At 60.6% G+C, this 15,209-nt stretch carries 13 protein-coding genes; all 13 read left to right on the top strand.

Features of this window, described 5'->3' with window-relative positions; genetic code table 11:
- The 13 genes from leuD (at nucleotide 1) to purF (ending at nucleotide 15,183) form a co-directional block, all read left to right on the top strand.
- A complete protein-coding gene (gene leuD / locus ACA056_RS18985; protein WP_497266885.1) occupies nucleotides 1-645 on the top strand; it encodes a 3-isopropylmalate dehydratase small subunit in 645 nt (214 codons plus the stop codon).
- 148 nt (nucleotides 646-793) lie between these two features.
- Nucleotides 794-1,561 carry a class I SAM-dependent methyltransferase gene (locus ACA056_RS18980; protein ID WP_497266883.1) on the top strand — a complete coding sequence of 256 codons (768 nt, stop codon included), beginning with the start codon at nucleotides 794-796 and terminating at the stop codon, nucleotides 1,559-1,561.
- 51 nt (nucleotides 1,562-1,612) lie between these two features.
- Nucleotides 1,613-2,695 (top strand): 3-isopropylmalate dehydrogenase, encoded by a 1,083-nt coding sequence (gene leuB / locus ACA056_RS18975; RefSeq protein WP_497266881.1) that lies wholly within the window; start codon nucleotides 1,613-1,615, stop codon nucleotides 2,693-2,695.
- A 69-nt stretch (nucleotides 2,696-2,764) separates the two neighbouring features.
- Nucleotides 2,765-3,877: an aspartate-semialdehyde dehydrogenase gene (asd, locus tag ACA056_RS18970; RefSeq protein WP_033061853.1), complete on the top strand. Its 1,113-nt coding sequence runs from the start codon at nucleotides 2,765-2,767 to the stop codon at nucleotides 3,875-3,877.
- Nucleotides 3,878-4,131: 254 nt separating this feature from the next.
- Nucleotides 4,132-5,142: an aspartate-semialdehyde dehydrogenase gene (locus tag ACA056_RS18965; RefSeq protein WP_497266879.1), complete on the top strand. Its 1,011-nt coding sequence runs from the start codon at nucleotides 4,132-4,134 to the stop codon at nucleotides 5,140-5,142.
- Between the two features lie 207 nt (nucleotides 5,143-5,349).
- Nucleotides 5,350-8,187, top strand: coding sequence for a FimV/HubP family polar landmark protein (locus tag ACA056_RS18960; RefSeq protein ID WP_497266877.1), 2,838 nt, complete (start codon nucleotides 5,350-5,352; stop codon nucleotides 8,185-8,187).
- Nucleotides 8,188-8,376: 189 nt separating this feature from the next.
- On the top strand, nucleotides 8,377-9,201 hold the full coding sequence (truA, locus tag ACA056_RS18955; RefSeq protein ID WP_046047735.1) for a tRNA pseudouridine(38-40) synthase TruA: 825 nt from the start codon (nucleotides 8,377-8,379) through the stop codon (nucleotides 9,199-9,201).
- A 63-nt stretch (nucleotides 9,202-9,264) separates the two neighbouring features.
- Nucleotides 9,265-9,888 (top strand): phosphoribosylanthranilate isomerase, encoded by a 624-nt coding sequence (locus ACA056_RS18950; RefSeq protein ID WP_497266875.1) that lies wholly within the window; start codon nucleotides 9,265-9,267, stop codon nucleotides 9,886-9,888.
- Nucleotides 9,889-10,097: 209 nt separating this feature from the next.
- Complete coding sequence (accD, locus tag ACA056_RS18945; protein WP_123512527.1) at nucleotides 10,098-11,018, top strand: acetyl-CoA carboxylase, carboxyltransferase subunit beta; 921 nt, start codon at nucleotides 10,098-10,100, stop codon at nucleotides 11,016-11,018.
- Nucleotides 11,015-12,322: a bifunctional tetrahydrofolate synthase/dihydrofolate synthase gene (folC, locus tag ACA056_RS18940; RefSeq protein WP_497266873.1), complete on the top strand. Its 1,308-nt coding sequence runs from the start codon at nucleotides 11,015-11,017 to the stop codon at nucleotides 12,320-12,322. Before accD ends, folC begins: the two co-directional genes overlap by 4 nt.
- Nucleotides 12,306-12,977 carry an SPOR domain-containing protein gene (locus ACA056_RS18935; RefSeq protein ID WP_497266871.1) on the top strand — a complete coding sequence of 224 codons (672 nt, stop codon included), beginning with the start codon at nucleotides 12,306-12,308 and terminating at the stop codon, nucleotides 12,975-12,977. Before folC ends, ACA056_RS18935 begins: the two co-directional genes overlap by 17 nt.
- 98 nt (nucleotides 12,978-13,075) lie before the next feature.
- Complete coding sequence (locus ACA056_RS18930) at nucleotides 13,076-13,636, top strand: CvpA family protein (RefSeq protein ID WP_074875247.1); 561 nt, start codon at nucleotides 13,076-13,078, stop codon at nucleotides 13,634-13,636.
- Between the two features lie 41 nt (nucleotides 13,637-13,677).
- Complete coding sequence (gene purF / locus ACA056_RS18925; protein WP_010456022.1) at nucleotides 13,678-15,183, top strand: amidophosphoribosyltransferase; 1,506 nt, start codon at nucleotides 13,678-13,680, stop codon at nucleotides 15,181-15,183.
- The last annotated feature ends 26 nt before the right edge of the window (nucleotides 15,184-15,209 follow it).

Below are 15,209 nucleotides of genomic sequence, written 5' to 3'. Positions count from 1 at the left end.
ATGAGAGCTTTTACCCAACACACCGGTTTGGTCGCACCCTTGGACCGTGCCAACGTCGACACCGATCAGATCATTCCGAAGCAGTTCTTGAAGTCGATCAAGCGCACCGGTTTTGGTCCGAACCTGTTTGACGAATGGCGTTACCTGGACGTGGGCTATGCCTACCAGGACAACTCCAAGCGTCCGCTGAACAAGGATTTCGTGCTCAACGCCGAGCGTTATCAAGGCGCCAGCGTGCTGCTGGCCCGCGAGAACTTCGGTTGCGGCTCCAGCCGCGAACACGCGCCGTGGGCGCTGGAAGAGTACGGTTTTCGCAGCATCATCGCGCCGAGCTACGCCGACATCTTCTACAACAACAGCTTCAAGAACGGCTTGCTGCCGATCATCTTGAGCGACGCTGAGGTGGATGAGCTGTTCCAGCAGGTTGAAGCCAATCCGGGTTACGAGTTGACGGTCGACCTGCAAGCCCAGACCGTGACCCGGCCTGATGGCAAGGTCTACAGCTTTGAACTTGACGAGTTCCGCAAGCATTGCCTGGTCAATGGCCTGGACGACATCGGCCTGACCTTGCAGGACCATGAGGCAATTGCGACGTTTGAAGCCAAACACCGTGCGAGCCAGCCGTGGTTGTTTCGCGACGTTTGATTGATCCGGGTTTTTTTGTAGGCAATGGCGGCCTCATCGCGAGCAGGCTCGCTCCCACATTGGATTTGCGGCGTTCACAAAACCCTTGTGGGAGCGAGCCTGCTCGCGATGACGACAGCTCAGACAACACCAATATCAGGACAGAACTATGACCAGCACCGCGCAGCACAGTCAGGTTGTACAAAAGCAATTCGGTGAACAGGCCTCGGCCTATCTGAGCAGCGCCGTACACGCTCAGGGCACCGAATTTGCGCTGCTACAGGCTGAACTGGCAGGGCAGGGCGATGCCCGGGTGCTGGACCTGGGCTGCGGCGCCGGTCACGTGAGTTTTCACGTGGCCTCGCTGGTGAAAGAAGTGGTGGCCTACGACCTGTCGCAGCAGATGTTAGACGTGGTGGCCGGTGCCGCCGTCGATCGCGGTCTGACCAACGTGTCCACCGTGCTGGGCGCCGCCGAGCGCTTGCCGTTCGCCGATGGCGAATTCGATTTCGTCTTCAGCCGTTATTCGGCGCACCATTGGAGCGATCTCGGCCTGGCCCTGCGAGAGGTTCGCCGGGTGCTGAAGCCGGGCGGCGTGGCGGCGTTCATCGACGTGTTGTCACCGGGCAGTCCGTTGTTCGACACTTACCTGCAAAGCGTCGAAGTGCTGCGCGACACCAGCCATGTGCGCGATTATTCCGCCGGCGAGTGGTTGCGTCAGGTCAGCGAAGCGGGGTTGCATACCCGCAGCACCACCCGTCAACGGCTGCGACTGGAGTACACCTCCTGGGTCGAGCGCATGCGCACACCAGAGGTGATGCGCGCGGCAATCCTCGAGTTGCAGCAATCGATGGGTAATGAAGTACGCGAATATTTTGAGATTGAGGCCGATGGTTCGTTCAGTACAGATGTACTGGTGCTGATGGCAGAACGATAGAATTTTTCCGGGCGCGCCCACGGGCGCACCGACTGATGACATGAGGAAAGCATGAGTAAGCAGATTCTGATTCTCCCTGGTGACGGTATTGGCCCGGAAATCATGGCCGAAGCGGTCAAGGTGCTGGAGCTGGCGAACGACAAGTACAGCCTGGGCTTCGAGCTGAGCCATGACGTGATCGGTGGCGCTGCCATCGACAAACACGGCGTGCCGCTGGCTGACGAAACCCTGGACCGTGCACGCGCGGCCGACGCTGTACTGCTCGGCGCCGTGGGCGGCCCGAAATGGGACACCATCGAGCGTGACATCCGCCCTGAGCGCGGCTTGCTGAAAATTCGTGCGCAACTGGGCCTGTTCGGCAACCTGCGTCCGGCGATCCTGTACCCGCAACTGGCCGAGGCTTCGAGCCTGAAGCCTGAAATCGTGGCTGGCCTGGACATCCTGATCGTCCGTGAACTGACCGGCGGTATCTACTTCGGCACGCCACGCGGTACCCGCACCCTGGAAAACGGCGAGCGTCAGGCGTATGACACCCTGCCGTACAGCGAAAGCGAAATTCGCCGTATCGCCCGCGTCGGTTTCGACATGGCCATGGTGCGCGGCAAGAAGCTGTGCTCGGTGGACAAGGCCAACGTACTGGCCTCCAGCCAACTGTGGCGTGAAATCGTCGAGCAAGTGGCCAAGGATTACCCTGAAGTCGAACTGAGCCACATGTACGTCGACAACGCCGCCATGCAGCTGGTGCGCGCACCGAAGCAATTCGACGTGATCGTCACTGACAACCTGTTTGGCGACATTCTTTCCGACCAAGCGTCGATGCTCACCGGTTCCATCGGCATGCTGCCGTCGGCATCGCTGGATACCAACAACAAAGGCATGTACGAGCCGTGCCATGGTTCGGCGCCGGACATCGCTGGCAAAGGCATCGCCAACCCTTTGGCGACCATTTTGTCGGTGTCGATGATGCTGCGTTACAGCTTCAATCTGCAGGATGCGGCCGATGCGATCGAGAAGGCCGTCAGTCTGGTATTGGACCAAGGCCTGCGTACTGGCGACATCTGGTCGACCGGTTGCACTAAAGTCGGTACGCAGGAAATGGGCGACGCAGTAGTCGCCGCGCTGCGGAATCTGTAATCTCTCGGGCCCGCTGCAACTTTCACTCTTGAAAGCAGCGGCCCACTTTTTAAAGAAGGTGTAGTTGCGATGAAACGTGTAGGTCTGATCGGTTGGCGCGGTATGGTCGGTTCCGTGCTCATGCAGCGGATGCTGGAAGAGCAGGATTTCGATCTTATTGAGCCGGTGTTTTTCACCACTTCCAATGTCGGTGGCCAAGGCCCGTCCGTGGGCAAGGACATCGCTCCGCTCAAGGACGCTTACAGCATTGATGAGCTGAAAACCCTCGACGTGATTCTGACCTGCCAGGGTGGCGACTACACCAGCGAAGTTTTCCCGAAACTGCGCGAAGCCGGCTGGCAGGGTTACTGGATCGACGCTGCTTCCAGCCTGCGCATGCAGGATGACGCGGTGATCGTGCTGGACCCGGTGAACCGCAAGGTCATCGACCAGCAGCTCGACGCGGGCACCAAGAACTACATCGGCGGCAACTGCACCGTCAGCCTGATGCTGATGGGCCTGGGCGGTCTGTTCGAAGCCGGTCTGGTCGAGTGGATGAGCGCCATGACCTATCAGGCGGCCTCCGGTGCCGGCGCGCAGAACATGCGTGAACTGATCAAGCAAATGGGCGCGACCCACGCCGCTGTCGCCGATCAACTGGCCGACCCGGCCAGCGCGATCCTCGACATCGACCGCCGTGTGGCCGAAGCCATGCGCAGCGACGCGTACCCGACCGAAAACTTCGGTGTACCGCTGGCCGGCAGCCTGATCCCGTGGATCGACAAGGAACTGCCGAACGGTCAGAGCCGCGAAGAGTGGAAGGCCCAGGCCGAGACCAACAAGATCCTTGGTCGCTTCAAGAGCCCGATCCCGGTCGATGGCATCTGCGTGCGTATCGGCGCCATGCGCTGCCACAGCCAGGCGCTGACCATCAAACTGAACAAAGATGTGCCGATCGCCGATATCGAAGGGCTGATCAGCCAGCACAACCCTTGGGTCAAACTGGTGCCGAACAGCCGCGAAGCCAGCATTCAGGAACTGAGCCCGACGAAAGTCACCGGCACCCTGAACGTACCGGTTGGCCGTCTGCGCAAGCTGAACATGGGCACGCAGTACGTCGGTGCGTTCACCGTCGGCGACCAACTGCTGTGGGGCGCGGCTGAACCGCTGCGTCGCATGCTGCGGATCCTGCTTGAGCGTTGATCGATTGAAGTAATAAAAGAACCCGTGCCTTGAAAGAGGTGCGGGTTTTTTTATGCCCGACAGTCTGATGTTGATGAGTTGTCTGTACCGGCCCCTTCGCGAGCAGGCTCGCTCCCACAGTTGATCGCGGTCTAATGTGGGAGCGAGCCTGCTCGCGAAGGGGCCGGGTCTGCCTGCGCAGATCCCAGCCGAATTGCCTGTGCGCCAACCACCCGGTAAAGTGCCGCTCCCCCCGTTTCGCCAGAGGTAGAACCATGAGCCAGTCCTTTGATATTGCCGTGATCGGCGCCACCGGTACTGTCGGCGAAACGCTCGTGCAGATTCTCGAAGAGCGCGACTTCCCGGTCGGCAATCTGCACCTGCTCGCCAGCAGTGAATCGGCCGGGCATTCGGTGCCGTTTCGCGGCAAGAACGTGCGGGTGCGGGAAGTCGATGAGTTCGACTTCAGTAAAGTCCAGCTGGTGTTCTTCGCTGCCGGCCCGGCGGTAACCCTGAGTTTCGCTTCGCGTGCCACGGCCGCCGGTTGCTCGCTGATCGACTTGTCCGGCGCCTTGCCGGCTGATCAGGCGCCACAAGTCGTGCCTGAGGCCAACGCGCATGTGCTGGCCAGTTTGAAAAAGCCGTTCCAGGTCAGCAGTCCAAGCCCTTCGGCCACCACACTGGCGGTCGTGCTGGCGCCGTTGCTCGGTTTGCTCGACCTGCAACGCATCAATTTGACCGCCAGCCTGGCCGTCTCCGCCCAAGGCCGCGAAGCCGTCACCGAGCTGGCACGGCAAACGGCCGAGCTGCTCAATGTGCGTCCGCTGGAGCCGACCTTCTTTGATCGGCAGATGGCCTTCAACCTGCTGGCGCAAGTGGGCAAGCCTGATGATCAGGGTCACACGCTGCTGGAAAAGCGCCTGGTACGCGAGTTGCGTCAGGTCATGGCGCTGCCTTTATTAAAGATTTCCGTCACTTGCATTCAAGCCCCGGTGTTTTTTGGCGATAGCTTTAACGTGACCTTGCAGTCATCGAGCGACATCGACCTGGCAAAAGTCAACACCGCCCTGGAAGACGCGCCCGGTATCGAGTTGGTGGAAGCCGGCGATTACCCGACGCCGGTAGGCGATGCGGTAGGGCAGGACGTGGTCTACGTTGGTCGGGTTCGCAACGGGATCGACGACCTGTCGGAACTAAATTTGTGGCTGACGTCAGATAACGTACGCAAAGGCGCAGCGCTCAATGCTGTGCAGGTGGCTGAATTGTTGATAAAAGACCTGCTGTAAAAGATACTTGGCAACAATTTGTCGAATGAATCCAGCCGGGCGCTATGCTTGGCCGGACTGCTGAAGGCGGGCTCCCTCCGGGGCTTTGCGTGGCATGAATGAAATGATCGCGCGCGACGACTCTTCGCCGCCGCGCGCAATGCCTTACGGCAGCGACTATCAACACCTTCTCGCTGGCCGAGGAATGTTCAAACAAAGGATGAGGCTATGGTTCAAGTTCGCAAACTGGTGTTAGCAATAGCGGCCGCCTCGGCGCTGTCCTCCGGTATGGCGCATGCCCTCGGGCTCGGGGAATTGACCCTGAAGTCGACGCTGAACCAGCCCTTGGTGGCGGAAATCGAGTTGCTCGACGTCAAGGACCTCACCGCTGCCGAAGTGGTGCCGAGCCTGGCTTCGCCCGAAGATTTCGCCAAGGCCGGTGTCGACCGCCAGGCGTTTCTCAATGACCTGACCTTTACTCCGGTGCTCAACGCCAGCGGTAAAAGCATCCTGCGTGTGACATCCAGCAAACCACTCTCCGAACCCATGGTGAAATTCCTGGTTCAGGTGATGTGGCCCAACGGTCGCCTGCTGCGCGATTACAGCGTGCTGCTCGATCCGTCCAAATTCTCGCCGCAAACCGCTGATGCGGCTGCGCAGCCTGCACCGACGCAAACCGTCACCGCACCGGTGACCGGTGGCACCAAACCAACCCAATACACCACCGCGCCGCGCGATACCCTGTGGGAAATCGCTGCGAAGACGCGCACTGGCGGCTCGGTCCAGCAAACCATGCTGGCCATCCAGGCGTTGAATCCGGATGCCTTTATCGACGGCAACATCAACCGGTTGAAAGCCGGTCAGGTGCTGCGTCTGCCGGATCAGGCGCAGAGCACCAGCCTGCCGCAACCGAAGGCCATTGCTGAAGTCTCCGCGCAGAACACCGCGTGGCGTCAGGGTCGTCGCTACGTGGCGAAACCCGGGACCGGACAGCAGCAGCTCGATGCCACCAAACGCGCTCGCGGTGAAGGCCCTTCGTCGCAAACGGCTACAGACAAGCTGAGCCTGGTCTCCGCCGAGTCCGGCAAGGCCGGTGGCAAAGGCGCTGCGGGTGATGCCAAGAATTTGAGCAACAAGCTCGCCGTGACCCAGGAAAGCCTCGACACGACCCGTCGTGACAACGCCGAACTGAAAAGCCGCATGACCGATCTGCAAAGTCAGCTGGAGAAGCTGCAACGCCTGATCGAACTGAAGAACAATCAACTGGCCAAGTTGCAGGCTGAAGGTGCGGCGGGTGCGCCGGCACCCGGTGCGACCGCTCCGGCAATGTCAGCCGAACTGGCGGCCAACCCGGCGGCAACAGCGCCTGCGGACGCGGCTCCGACTGCACCTGAGGCTGCTGCGCCCGACGCCACTCCGGCTCCCGCCGAGAAGCCTGTCGAGTCGACGCCGGTAGAGTCCGACGATCAGCAATTCAAAGAACTGCTGACCAATCCGTGGCTACTGGGTCTGGCAGGTGGCGGTGCCGTGGTGGTGCTGTTCCTGCTGCTGTTGCTGGCGCGTCGCCGCAAAGCCCAGCAAGAAGCCGAGAAGCATTTGCGCATGGCCCGTGACTTGGCCGAGGAGCAGGCGTTCTCCGCTGAACTTGACCTGCCAAAAGGCATCTTCGAAGACCTGGAAGTGCCGCCGCCGAGCGTGAAGCTCGCTACCGCCCCAACCCCAACCCCAACGCCACCGCCTGCACCCGCGCCGGCTCCGGTGATTGCTCCGGTTGTGGTAACGCCGCCGATCGCTGCGCCATTGGTTTCGCCTGCTGGCGAGCGCGATGACGACGTACTGAGCAAGGCGCAGTCGCACATCACTGCCGGTCGTCTGAATCAGGCGGTTGCCTTGCTTGAAGACGGGATCAAGCAAGAGCCGCAACGCAGTGACTTGCGCCTCAAGCTGATGGAAGTCTACGGTCAGCAAGGCGACCGCGATGCATTCGTTGCCCAGGAACGCCAACTGGTGGCCAATGGTGACAACTTTGCTCAGGTCGAAAAACTCAAGAGCCGCTTCCCCGGTATGGTTATTGCGGCAGCCGGTGGTATCGCAGCCGCTGCGATCGCTGCCGAACTGGACGCGCAATACGTCAAGGATCTGCTGCTGGACGAGCCTGAAGCGCCGGCTCCGGCAGTGCCCGATGACTTCGACAGTGCCTTCGATTTGAGCCTGGATGATCTGGAATCTGCTTCTCCGGCAGTGGTTGCACCAGAGGCAGAAGCGGAGGCAGAGCCCGATGACTTCGACAGTGCCTTCGATTTGAGCCTGGATGATCTGGAAGCTGCCTCTCCGGCGGTGGTTGCGCCAGAACCAGAGCCAGAGGCCAAGTCCGATGATCTCGACAGTGCCTTCGATTTGAGCCTGGATGATCTGGAAGCTGCCTCTCCGGCAGTAGTTGCACCAGAACCAGAGCCAGTGTCTGCGGCTGAGCTGGACGAGTTCCCGCTGGACGACGACTTGAGCTTCGAGTCTGTGTTGCAGCAGCAGACCGACATCAAGGAAAACCTCGATGACCTGTCGGCCTTCGACCTGGATATGGATCTCGGTGGGGATGCCTCGCCGGCGACCCTAGCCGAAGACGACTTCCTGTTGAGTCTGGATGAGGGCGTCAAGGACCTGGATTTACCTGCCGCTGAAGCGCCGGCTGTTCCTGAGGTTGCGCTGGACGATCTGGAGCTGCCAGCCGATTTCGATCTGTCGCTGGCTGACGAAATGGACGCCCCTGACGCTCCGGACGCGTTTGCCGCCGAACTGGATGAAGTCAACGCCGAACTGGATCGTCTGTCCCAGAGCCTTGGCGAACCGAGCTTCACGGCGGAAGACGCCATGGCCTCCGCAGCTGACGAGCCGGAATTCGATTTCCTTTCCGGCACTGACGAAGTCGCTACCAAGCTCGATCTGGCCCAGGCCTACATCGACATGGGCGACGCCGACGGCGCCCGGGACATCCTCAACGAAGTGGTGACCGAGGGTGACGACGGTCAGAAGAGCGAAGCCAAGGAAATGCTATCGCGTCTGGCTTGATTGATCGGTAAGGCGTAAACAAAACGGCAGCCCATTGAGGCTGCCGTTTTTGTTTCTGTCCTGGGCGCCGGGCAAGGTACAAAACACACGCGCCTCTGGCGTCCCCGTCCGGCGGCCTTATAATGCCCGCCTTTGCGTACATCAGCAGGCTGTCACTCCTTGGCAAATATAGATAATCCGGCCGCCGAAATGGTGGCCGACGGCTTTTTCCGGATCGCGTTGGGCGTTGAATACAAAGGCTCGCGCTATCGCGGCTGGCAGCGCCAGGCGTCCGGCGTACTCACTGTGCAGGAGACGCTCGAAAAGGCCTTGTCCAAAGTCGCCGACTCACCGGTGTCGCTGCTCTGCGCCGGGCGTACGGATGCGGGCGTGCATGCGTGCGGTCAGGTGGTGCATTTCGATACTCAGGTCGAGCGTTCGATGAAAGCCTGGGTCATGGGCGCCAATATCAATTTGCCTCACGACGTCAGTGTCAGCTGGGCCAAGGTCATGCCGGCGCATTTTCATGCGCGGTTCAAGGCGATTGCCCGGCGCTATCGCTACGTGATCTACAACGATCAGATCCGCCCGGCGCACTTGAACGAAGAAATCACCTGGAATCACCGTCCGCTGGACGTCGAGCGCATGGCCGAGGCGGCGCAGTATCTGGTCGGCACCCACGACTTCAGTGCTTTCCGTGCCGGCCAGTGTCAGGCCAAGTCGCCGATCAAGGAGCTGCATCACCTGCGCGTCACGCGCCACGGCAAGATGATCGTTCTGGACATCCGCGCCAGCGCCTTCCTGCACCACATGGTGCGCAACATTGCTGGTGTGCTGATGACCATCGGTGCCGGCGAGCGCCCGGTAGAGTGGATGAAAGAGGTGCTGGAGAGCCGCATTCGCCGTTCCGGTGGGGTGACGGCGCATCCGTACGGCCTGTACCTGGTGCAGGTCGAGTACCGCGACGAGTTCGAATTGCCCGAGCGTTACATCGGGCCGCACTTCCTGACCGGCTTCTCGGAACTTGACGGCTGACGCCCTCGAACGCTTTTGTTACCATCCGGGACTTTCTCGGATTTACCTTGGGGTTCTATCGACATGTCGGCCGTTCGCAGCAAAATTTGTGGGATTACCCGCATAGAAGATGCGTTGGCGGCGGTTGAGGCCGGGGCTGATGCGATCGGATTTGTGTTCTACGCCAAAAGCCCCCGGGCCGTGACGTTTCAGCAGGCGCGCTCGATCATCGAGGCGTTGCCACCGTTCGTGACCACCGTAGGGCTGTTCGTCGACGCCAGCCGCTGCGAGTTGGGGGAAATCCTCGACGCCGTGCCGCTGGATTTGTTGCAGTTCCATGGCGACGAAACCGCGGCCGAGTGCGAAGGCTGGCACCGTCCGTACATCAAGGCGCTGCGGGTCAAGGCCGGTGACGACATCGCGGCCGCATGCGATGCGTTTCCAGGCGCCCGCGGTATCCTGCTCGACGCCTACGTTGAAGGCGTACCCGGCGGAACCGGTGAAGCGTTTGACTGGTCTCTGATACCGCAAGGCTTGAGCAAACCGATCATCCTGGCGGGTGGCTTGACGCCGGACAACGTCGCCGAAGCGATTGCCCGGGTTCGGCCTTACGCGGTGGACGTCAGCGGTGGGGTGGAGGCGAGCAAGGGCATCAAGGATCACGCAAAGATTCAGGCATTCATTAAAGCGGTACGCAGTAGCACGTAGCTGATGTGACGGCTGGCACACTGCCGCCGTCCCAAAATGCACTGCGCTGCACAAAGCAGGTACGGCTGAGGATTGATGGGTTGTACGCAGGTCACGCTTCACTGACCCGGCCATTCATCGATCATCGCCACACACATGAATTTAGCTCAAGGGCATACGCGGGGCTGCGAACCAGAGCGTTCGGGCCGCCGGTACTGGAGAAAGAAAGCATGAGCAACTGGTTAGTAGACAAACTGATCCCTTCGATCATGCGTTCCGAGGTCAAGAAGAGCTCGGTGCCTGAAGGTCTGTGGCACAAATGCCCGTCTTGCGAGGCTGTGCTGTATCGTCCGGAGCTGGAAAAGACCCTGGACGTTTGCCCCAAGTGCAACCACCACATGCGTATCGGCGCTCGCGCCCGTATCGACATCTTCCTCGACGCTGAAGGTCGTGCCGAACTGGGCGCGGACCTTGAGCCGGTTGACCGTCTGAAGTTCCGCGACGGCAAGAAGTACAAGGATCGTCTGACCGCCGCGCAAAAAGCGACCGGCGAAAAAGACGCACTGATCTCCATGAGCGGCACCCTGCTGGGCATGCCTGTGGTTGTTTCGGCGTTCGAATTCTCCTTCATGGGCGGTTCCATGGGCGCCATCGTCGGTGAGCGCTTCGTTCGCGCCGCCAACTACGCGCTGGAAAACAAATGCCCGATGATCTGCTTCGCCGCCTCCGGTGGTGCGCGGATGCAGGAAGCCCTGATCTCCCTGATGCAAATGGCCAAGACCTCCGCGGTGCTGGCGCGTCTGCGTGAAGAAGGCATTCCGTTCATCTCCGTGCTGACCGACCCGGTCTACGGCGGCGTTTCCGCCAGTCTGGCGATGCTCGGCGACGTGATTGTCGGTGAGCCGAAAGCCCTGATCGGCTTCGCTGGTCCGCGCGTCATTGAACAAACCGTGCGTGAAAAACTGCCGGAAGGCTTCCAGCGCAGCGAATTCCTGCTGGAACACGGTGCGATCGACATGATCATTCACCGTCAGGAACTGCGTCCGCGTCTGGGCAATCTGCTGGCACAAATGATGGGCCTGCCGACGCCGAAATTCGTCGCCGCGCCAATCGAGCCAATCGTGGTTCCACCGGTACCCGCCAACCTATGATCGAGCGTACCCTTGGCGAGTGGCTCGCCTACCTTGAGCAGTTGCACCCTTCGGCCATCGACATGGGCCTGGAGCGCTCGCAACAGGTAGCGTCCCGCATGGGACTGGGCAAGCCGGCGCCTCGGGTGATCACGGTCACCGGCACCAACGGCAAAGGTTCTACCTGCGCATTCGTGGCTTCGTTGCTGCGGGCGCAGGGCCTGAGCGTCGGTGTCTACAATTCTCCGCACCTGCTGCGTTACAACGAGCGGGTGCAGGTCAATGGCGTCGAAGCCACTGACGCCGAGCTGTGCGAAGCCTTTGCCGCGGTCGAGGCAGGCCGTGGCGATACTTCGCTTACGTACTTCGAAATGGGCACCCTGGCGGCGTTCTGGCTGTTTCAACACGCCAATCTCGATGCAGTGGTGCTGGAAGTCGGGCTGGGCGGGCGTCTGGATACGGTCAACGTGGTCGATGCCGATATGGCGCTGGTCACCAGTATCGGTGTTGATCACGCGGATTATCTGGGTGATACCCGTGAATCCGTAGCGTTCGAAAAGGCCGGCATCTTCCGCCAGGGTGCGCCTGCGCTCTGTGGCGATCTGAATCCTCCGCAACCCCTGCTGGATAAAGCGCGAGAGCTCAATTGTCCGTTTTTCCTGCGTGGGCGCGATTTTGACCTCGGCATCACCGATCACAACTGGCAATGGCGCGGTCTTGACGCTCAAGGGCGAGTGGTCGAGCTGCATGATCTGCCGTTGCTCGATCTGCCGATGGAAAACGCCGCGCTGGCGTTGCAGGCTTACCTGTTGCTCGGGTTGCCTTGGGTGGATGCACAAATTATTGCTGCGCTGAAAGCCACTCGGGTGGTCGGTCGCCTCGATCGCCGTCAGTTTGACTGGCAGGGCAAGCGCCTGAACCTGTTGCTGGACGTGGGGCATAACCCCCATGCGGCAGAGTATCTGGCTCGCCGTCTGGCCAGTCGACCGCCGGCCGGCAAGCGTCTGGCAGTGTTCGGATTGTTGGCGGACAAGGATCTGGATGGTGTTGTCGGCGAATTGAATGCTAGTGTCCAGCATTGGGCCGTCGCGCCGCTGGATTCACCGCGAGCACGCCCGGTTGCCGATTTGCACGCGGCGTTGCAGAACCTTGGCGGCTCGGTAACATCCTATGACAGCGTGGCTGACGCCCTGGAAGGGCAGTGCGCGCTGGCGACGAGCGACGACGAGATTCTGTTGTTCGGATCATTTTATTGTGTCGCCGAGGCCCTCGAATGGCTGGCCCGGCGCTCCACGGAGGAAGCGGCAAATGGCATTGCTGGATAAGGCATACAAACAGCGCATGGTTGGCGCCCTGGTTCTGGTGGCGCTGGCGGTGATTTTCCTGCCGATGCTGTTTTCCCGTCAGGATGAACAGCGTCAAGTGACGGTTGAAGCCCCGGCTGCGCCGCAAGCGCCTGCGGTGCCGCAAGTTCAGGTCGAACCGGTGGTGGTGCCTGAGCCGCAAGCGCTGCCTCAGGAGCCCGTGCCGAGTGATGATGAAATCGCTCAGCAAGAAGCACCGTCGACAGCGATTGCCCCAAGTGCCCCGGTGGCGCCTGCACCTGCCGCCAAACCGGTCACGCCGCCTCCGGCGCCAGCACCTGCGCCGGTCAACAAACCAACGGTTGCACCTGGCCAGCCCATCACGGCTGCACCGGGCAAGCCGGACACGACTCAAAGCCGCGTCGATGCCAATGGCCTGTCGGTCAGTTGGTCGGTGCAACTGGCGAGTCTGTCGAGTCGTGCCAGTGCAGAAAGCCTGCAGAAATCCCTGCGCAGTCAGGGCTACAACGCCTACATCCGCACTGCCGACGGCAAGAATCGGGTGTTTGTCGGGCCGCTGATCGAGCGGGCAGAAGCTGATCGTCTGCGTGACTTGTTGAGCCGCCAGCAGAACCTCAAGGGTTTTGTGGTGCGTTTCCAGCCTGAGCGCGGTTAAAACTATCGCCCCGATTTGAAATGCACTGACAATCGCAGCTTACCGATAGCCATGCGCTCTGCTAAAATGCGCCGCCTTATCCGTCTGTAGGCTGCACTGTGCCATTTACCTGGGTTGACTGGGCGATCGTTGCAATCGTCGCCATCTCCGCATTGATCAGTCTGAGCCGCGGCTTCGTCAAAGAAGCACTATCGCTGGTGACCTGGATCATCGCAGGAGTCGTCGCCTGGATGTTCGGTGGTTCATTGTCCGAGTACCTCGCCGGATACATCCAAACGCCGTCGGCTCGTGTGATCACGGGCTGTGCCATCATGTTTGTCGCCACGTTAATCGTAGGCGCGATGATCAATTATCTTATCGGCGAATTGGTTCGCGTCACCGGGCTGTCCGGGACCGATCGATTCCTCGGCATGGCCTTCGGCGCCGCGCGTGGCGTGTTGCTGGTGGTCGTGGCGGTCGGGCTGTTGAGCCTGGGGCCGGTACAGCAGGACGGGTGGTGGCAAGAGTCACAGCTCGTGCCAAAATTTCTATTGGTTGCAGACTGGTCCAAAAACCTGATTCTTGGGTGGAGCAGTCAGTGGCTTGCCAGCGGTATCAGCGTACCCGCTGAGATACCGTTCAAGGAGCACCTCTTGCCGATGGCCAAAACGCCTCAGTAAGTTGTGTTCAGTTCAGATCCATTAAGTAGGGGTTGCGTCGCATGTGTGGCATCGTCGGTATCGTCGGTAAGTCGAACGTCAATCAGGCGCTGTATGACGCGCTAACCGTCCTCCAGCACCGCGGCCAGGACGCTGCCGGTATCGTGACCAGCCATGATGGCCGGTTATTCCTGCGCAAGGACAATGGCCTGGTGCGTGACGTGTTCCATCAACGTCACATGCAGCGCCTGGTCGGCCACATGGGTATTGGCCATGTGCGTTACCCGACCGCGGGCAGTTCGACCTCGGCCGAAGCCCAACCGTTTTACGTCAACTCGCCTTACGGCATCACCCTGGCGCACAACGGTAACCTGACCAACGTTGAACAGCTGGCCAAGGAGATTTACGAATCTGACCTGCGCCACGTCAACACCAACTCCGATTCGGAAGTGCTGCTCAACGTGTTCGCTCACGAACTGGCCCAGCGCGGCAAGTTGCAGCCCACTGAAGAAGACGTGTTCGCCGCTGTTACTGACGTGCACAACCGTTGCGTCGGTGGTTACGCGGTCGTGGCGATGGTGACCGGTTACGGCATCGTCGGTTTCCGTGACCCGCACGGCATCCGCCCGATCGTCTTCGGTCAGCGTCACACCGACGAAGGCGTCGAGTACATGATCGCTTCCGAAAGCGTTTCCCTGGACGTACTCGGTTTCACCCTGATTCGCGACCTGGCACCGGGCGAAGCGGTCTACATCACTGAAGACGGCAAGCTGCACACCCGTCAGTGCGCGACCAACCCGTCCCTGACTCCGTGCATCTTCGAACACGTCTACCTCGCGCGTCCAGACTCGATCATCGACGGCGTGTCGGTCTACAAGGCCCGCCTGCGCATGGGCGAGAAACTCGCCGAGAAGATCCTGCGCGAGCGTCCAGAGCACGACATCGACGTGGTCATCCCGATTCCGGACACCAGCCGCACGGCGGCCTTGGAGTTGGCGAACCACTTGGGCGTCAAGTTCCGCGAAGGCTTCGTGAAGAACCGCTACATCGGCCGGACCTTCATCATGCCGGGCCAGGCTGCACGGAAAAAATCCGTACGCCAGAAGCTCAACGCCATCGAGCTGGAATTCCGCGGCAAGAACGTGATGCTGGTGGACGACTCCATCGTTCGCGGCACCACCTGCAAGCAGATCATCCAGATGGCCCGCGAAGCCGGCGCCAAAAACGTTTACTTCTGCTCCGCGGCACCGGCCGTTCGTTACCCGAACGTCTACGGCATCGACATGCCGAGCGCTCACGAGCTGATCGCGCACAACCGTTCGACCCAGGACGTGGCTGATCTGATCGGCGCTGACTGGTTGATCTATCAGGACCTGCCTGACTTGATCGAAGCGGTCGGTGGCGGCAAGATCAAGATCGAGAAGTTCGATTGCGCGGTGTTCGACGGCCAGTACGTCACCGGCGACGTCGACGAGGCTTACCTGAACAAGATCGAGCAGGCACGTAATGATGCCTCCAAGGTCAAGACGCAGGCAGTCAGTGCGATCATTGATCTGTATAACAACTGAGTAACTACCGGCCCTGAGGGGCCGGT

It is taken from the genome of Pseudomonas sp. LBUM1666, from assembly GCF_059695775.1.
This window is presented reverse-complemented; position numbering and strand designations above follow the sequence as displayed.

Excerpts from the sequence above, each read along its gene's own strand:
- ACA056_RS18960 (WP_497266877.1), top strand. The coding sequence starts at position 5,350 with ATGGTTCAAGTTCGCAAACTGGTGTTAGCAATAGCGGCCGCCTCGGCG.
- accD (WP_123512527.1), top strand. The coding sequence starts at position 10,098 with ATGAGCAACTGGTTAGTAGACAAACTGATCCCTTCGATCATGCGTTCC.
- truA (WP_046047735.1), top strand. The coding sequence starts at position 8,377 with ATGGTGGCCGACGGCTTTTTCCGGATCGCGTTGGGCGTTGAATACAAA.
- ACA056_RS18935 (WP_497266871.1), top strand. The coding sequence starts at position 12,306 with ATGGCATTGCTGGATAAGGCATACAAACAGCGCATGGTTGGCGCCCTG.
- asd (WP_033061853.1), top strand. The coding sequence starts at position 2,765 with ATGAAACGTGTAGGTCTGATCGGTTGGCGCGGTATGGTCGGTTCCGTG.
- purF (WP_010456022.1), top strand. The coding sequence starts at position 13,678 with ATGTGTGGCATCGTCGGTATCGTCGGTAAGTCGAACGTCAATCAGGCG.
- leuB (WP_497266881.1), top strand. The coding sequence starts at position 1,613 with ATGAGTAAGCAGATTCTGATTCTCCCTGGTGACGGTATTGGCCCGGAA.
- folC (WP_497266873.1), top strand. The coding sequence starts at position 11,015 with ATGATCGAGCGTACCCTTGGCGAGTGGCTCGCCTACCTTGAGCAGTTG.
- ACA056_RS18965 (WP_497266879.1), top strand. The coding sequence starts at position 4,132 with ATGAGCCAGTCCTTTGATATTGCCGTGATCGGCGCCACCGGTACTGTC.
- ACA056_RS18950 (WP_497266875.1), top strand. The coding sequence starts at position 9,265 with ATGTCGGCCGTTCGCAGCAAAATTTGTGGGATTACCCGCATAGAAGAT.
- leuD (WP_497266885.1), top strand. The coding sequence starts at position 1 with ATGAGAGCTTTTACCCAACACACCGGTTTGGTCGCACCCTTGGACCGT.
- ACA056_RS18980 (WP_497266883.1), top strand. The coding sequence starts at position 794 with ATGACCAGCACCGCGCAGCACAGTCAGGTTGTACAAAAGCAATTCGGT.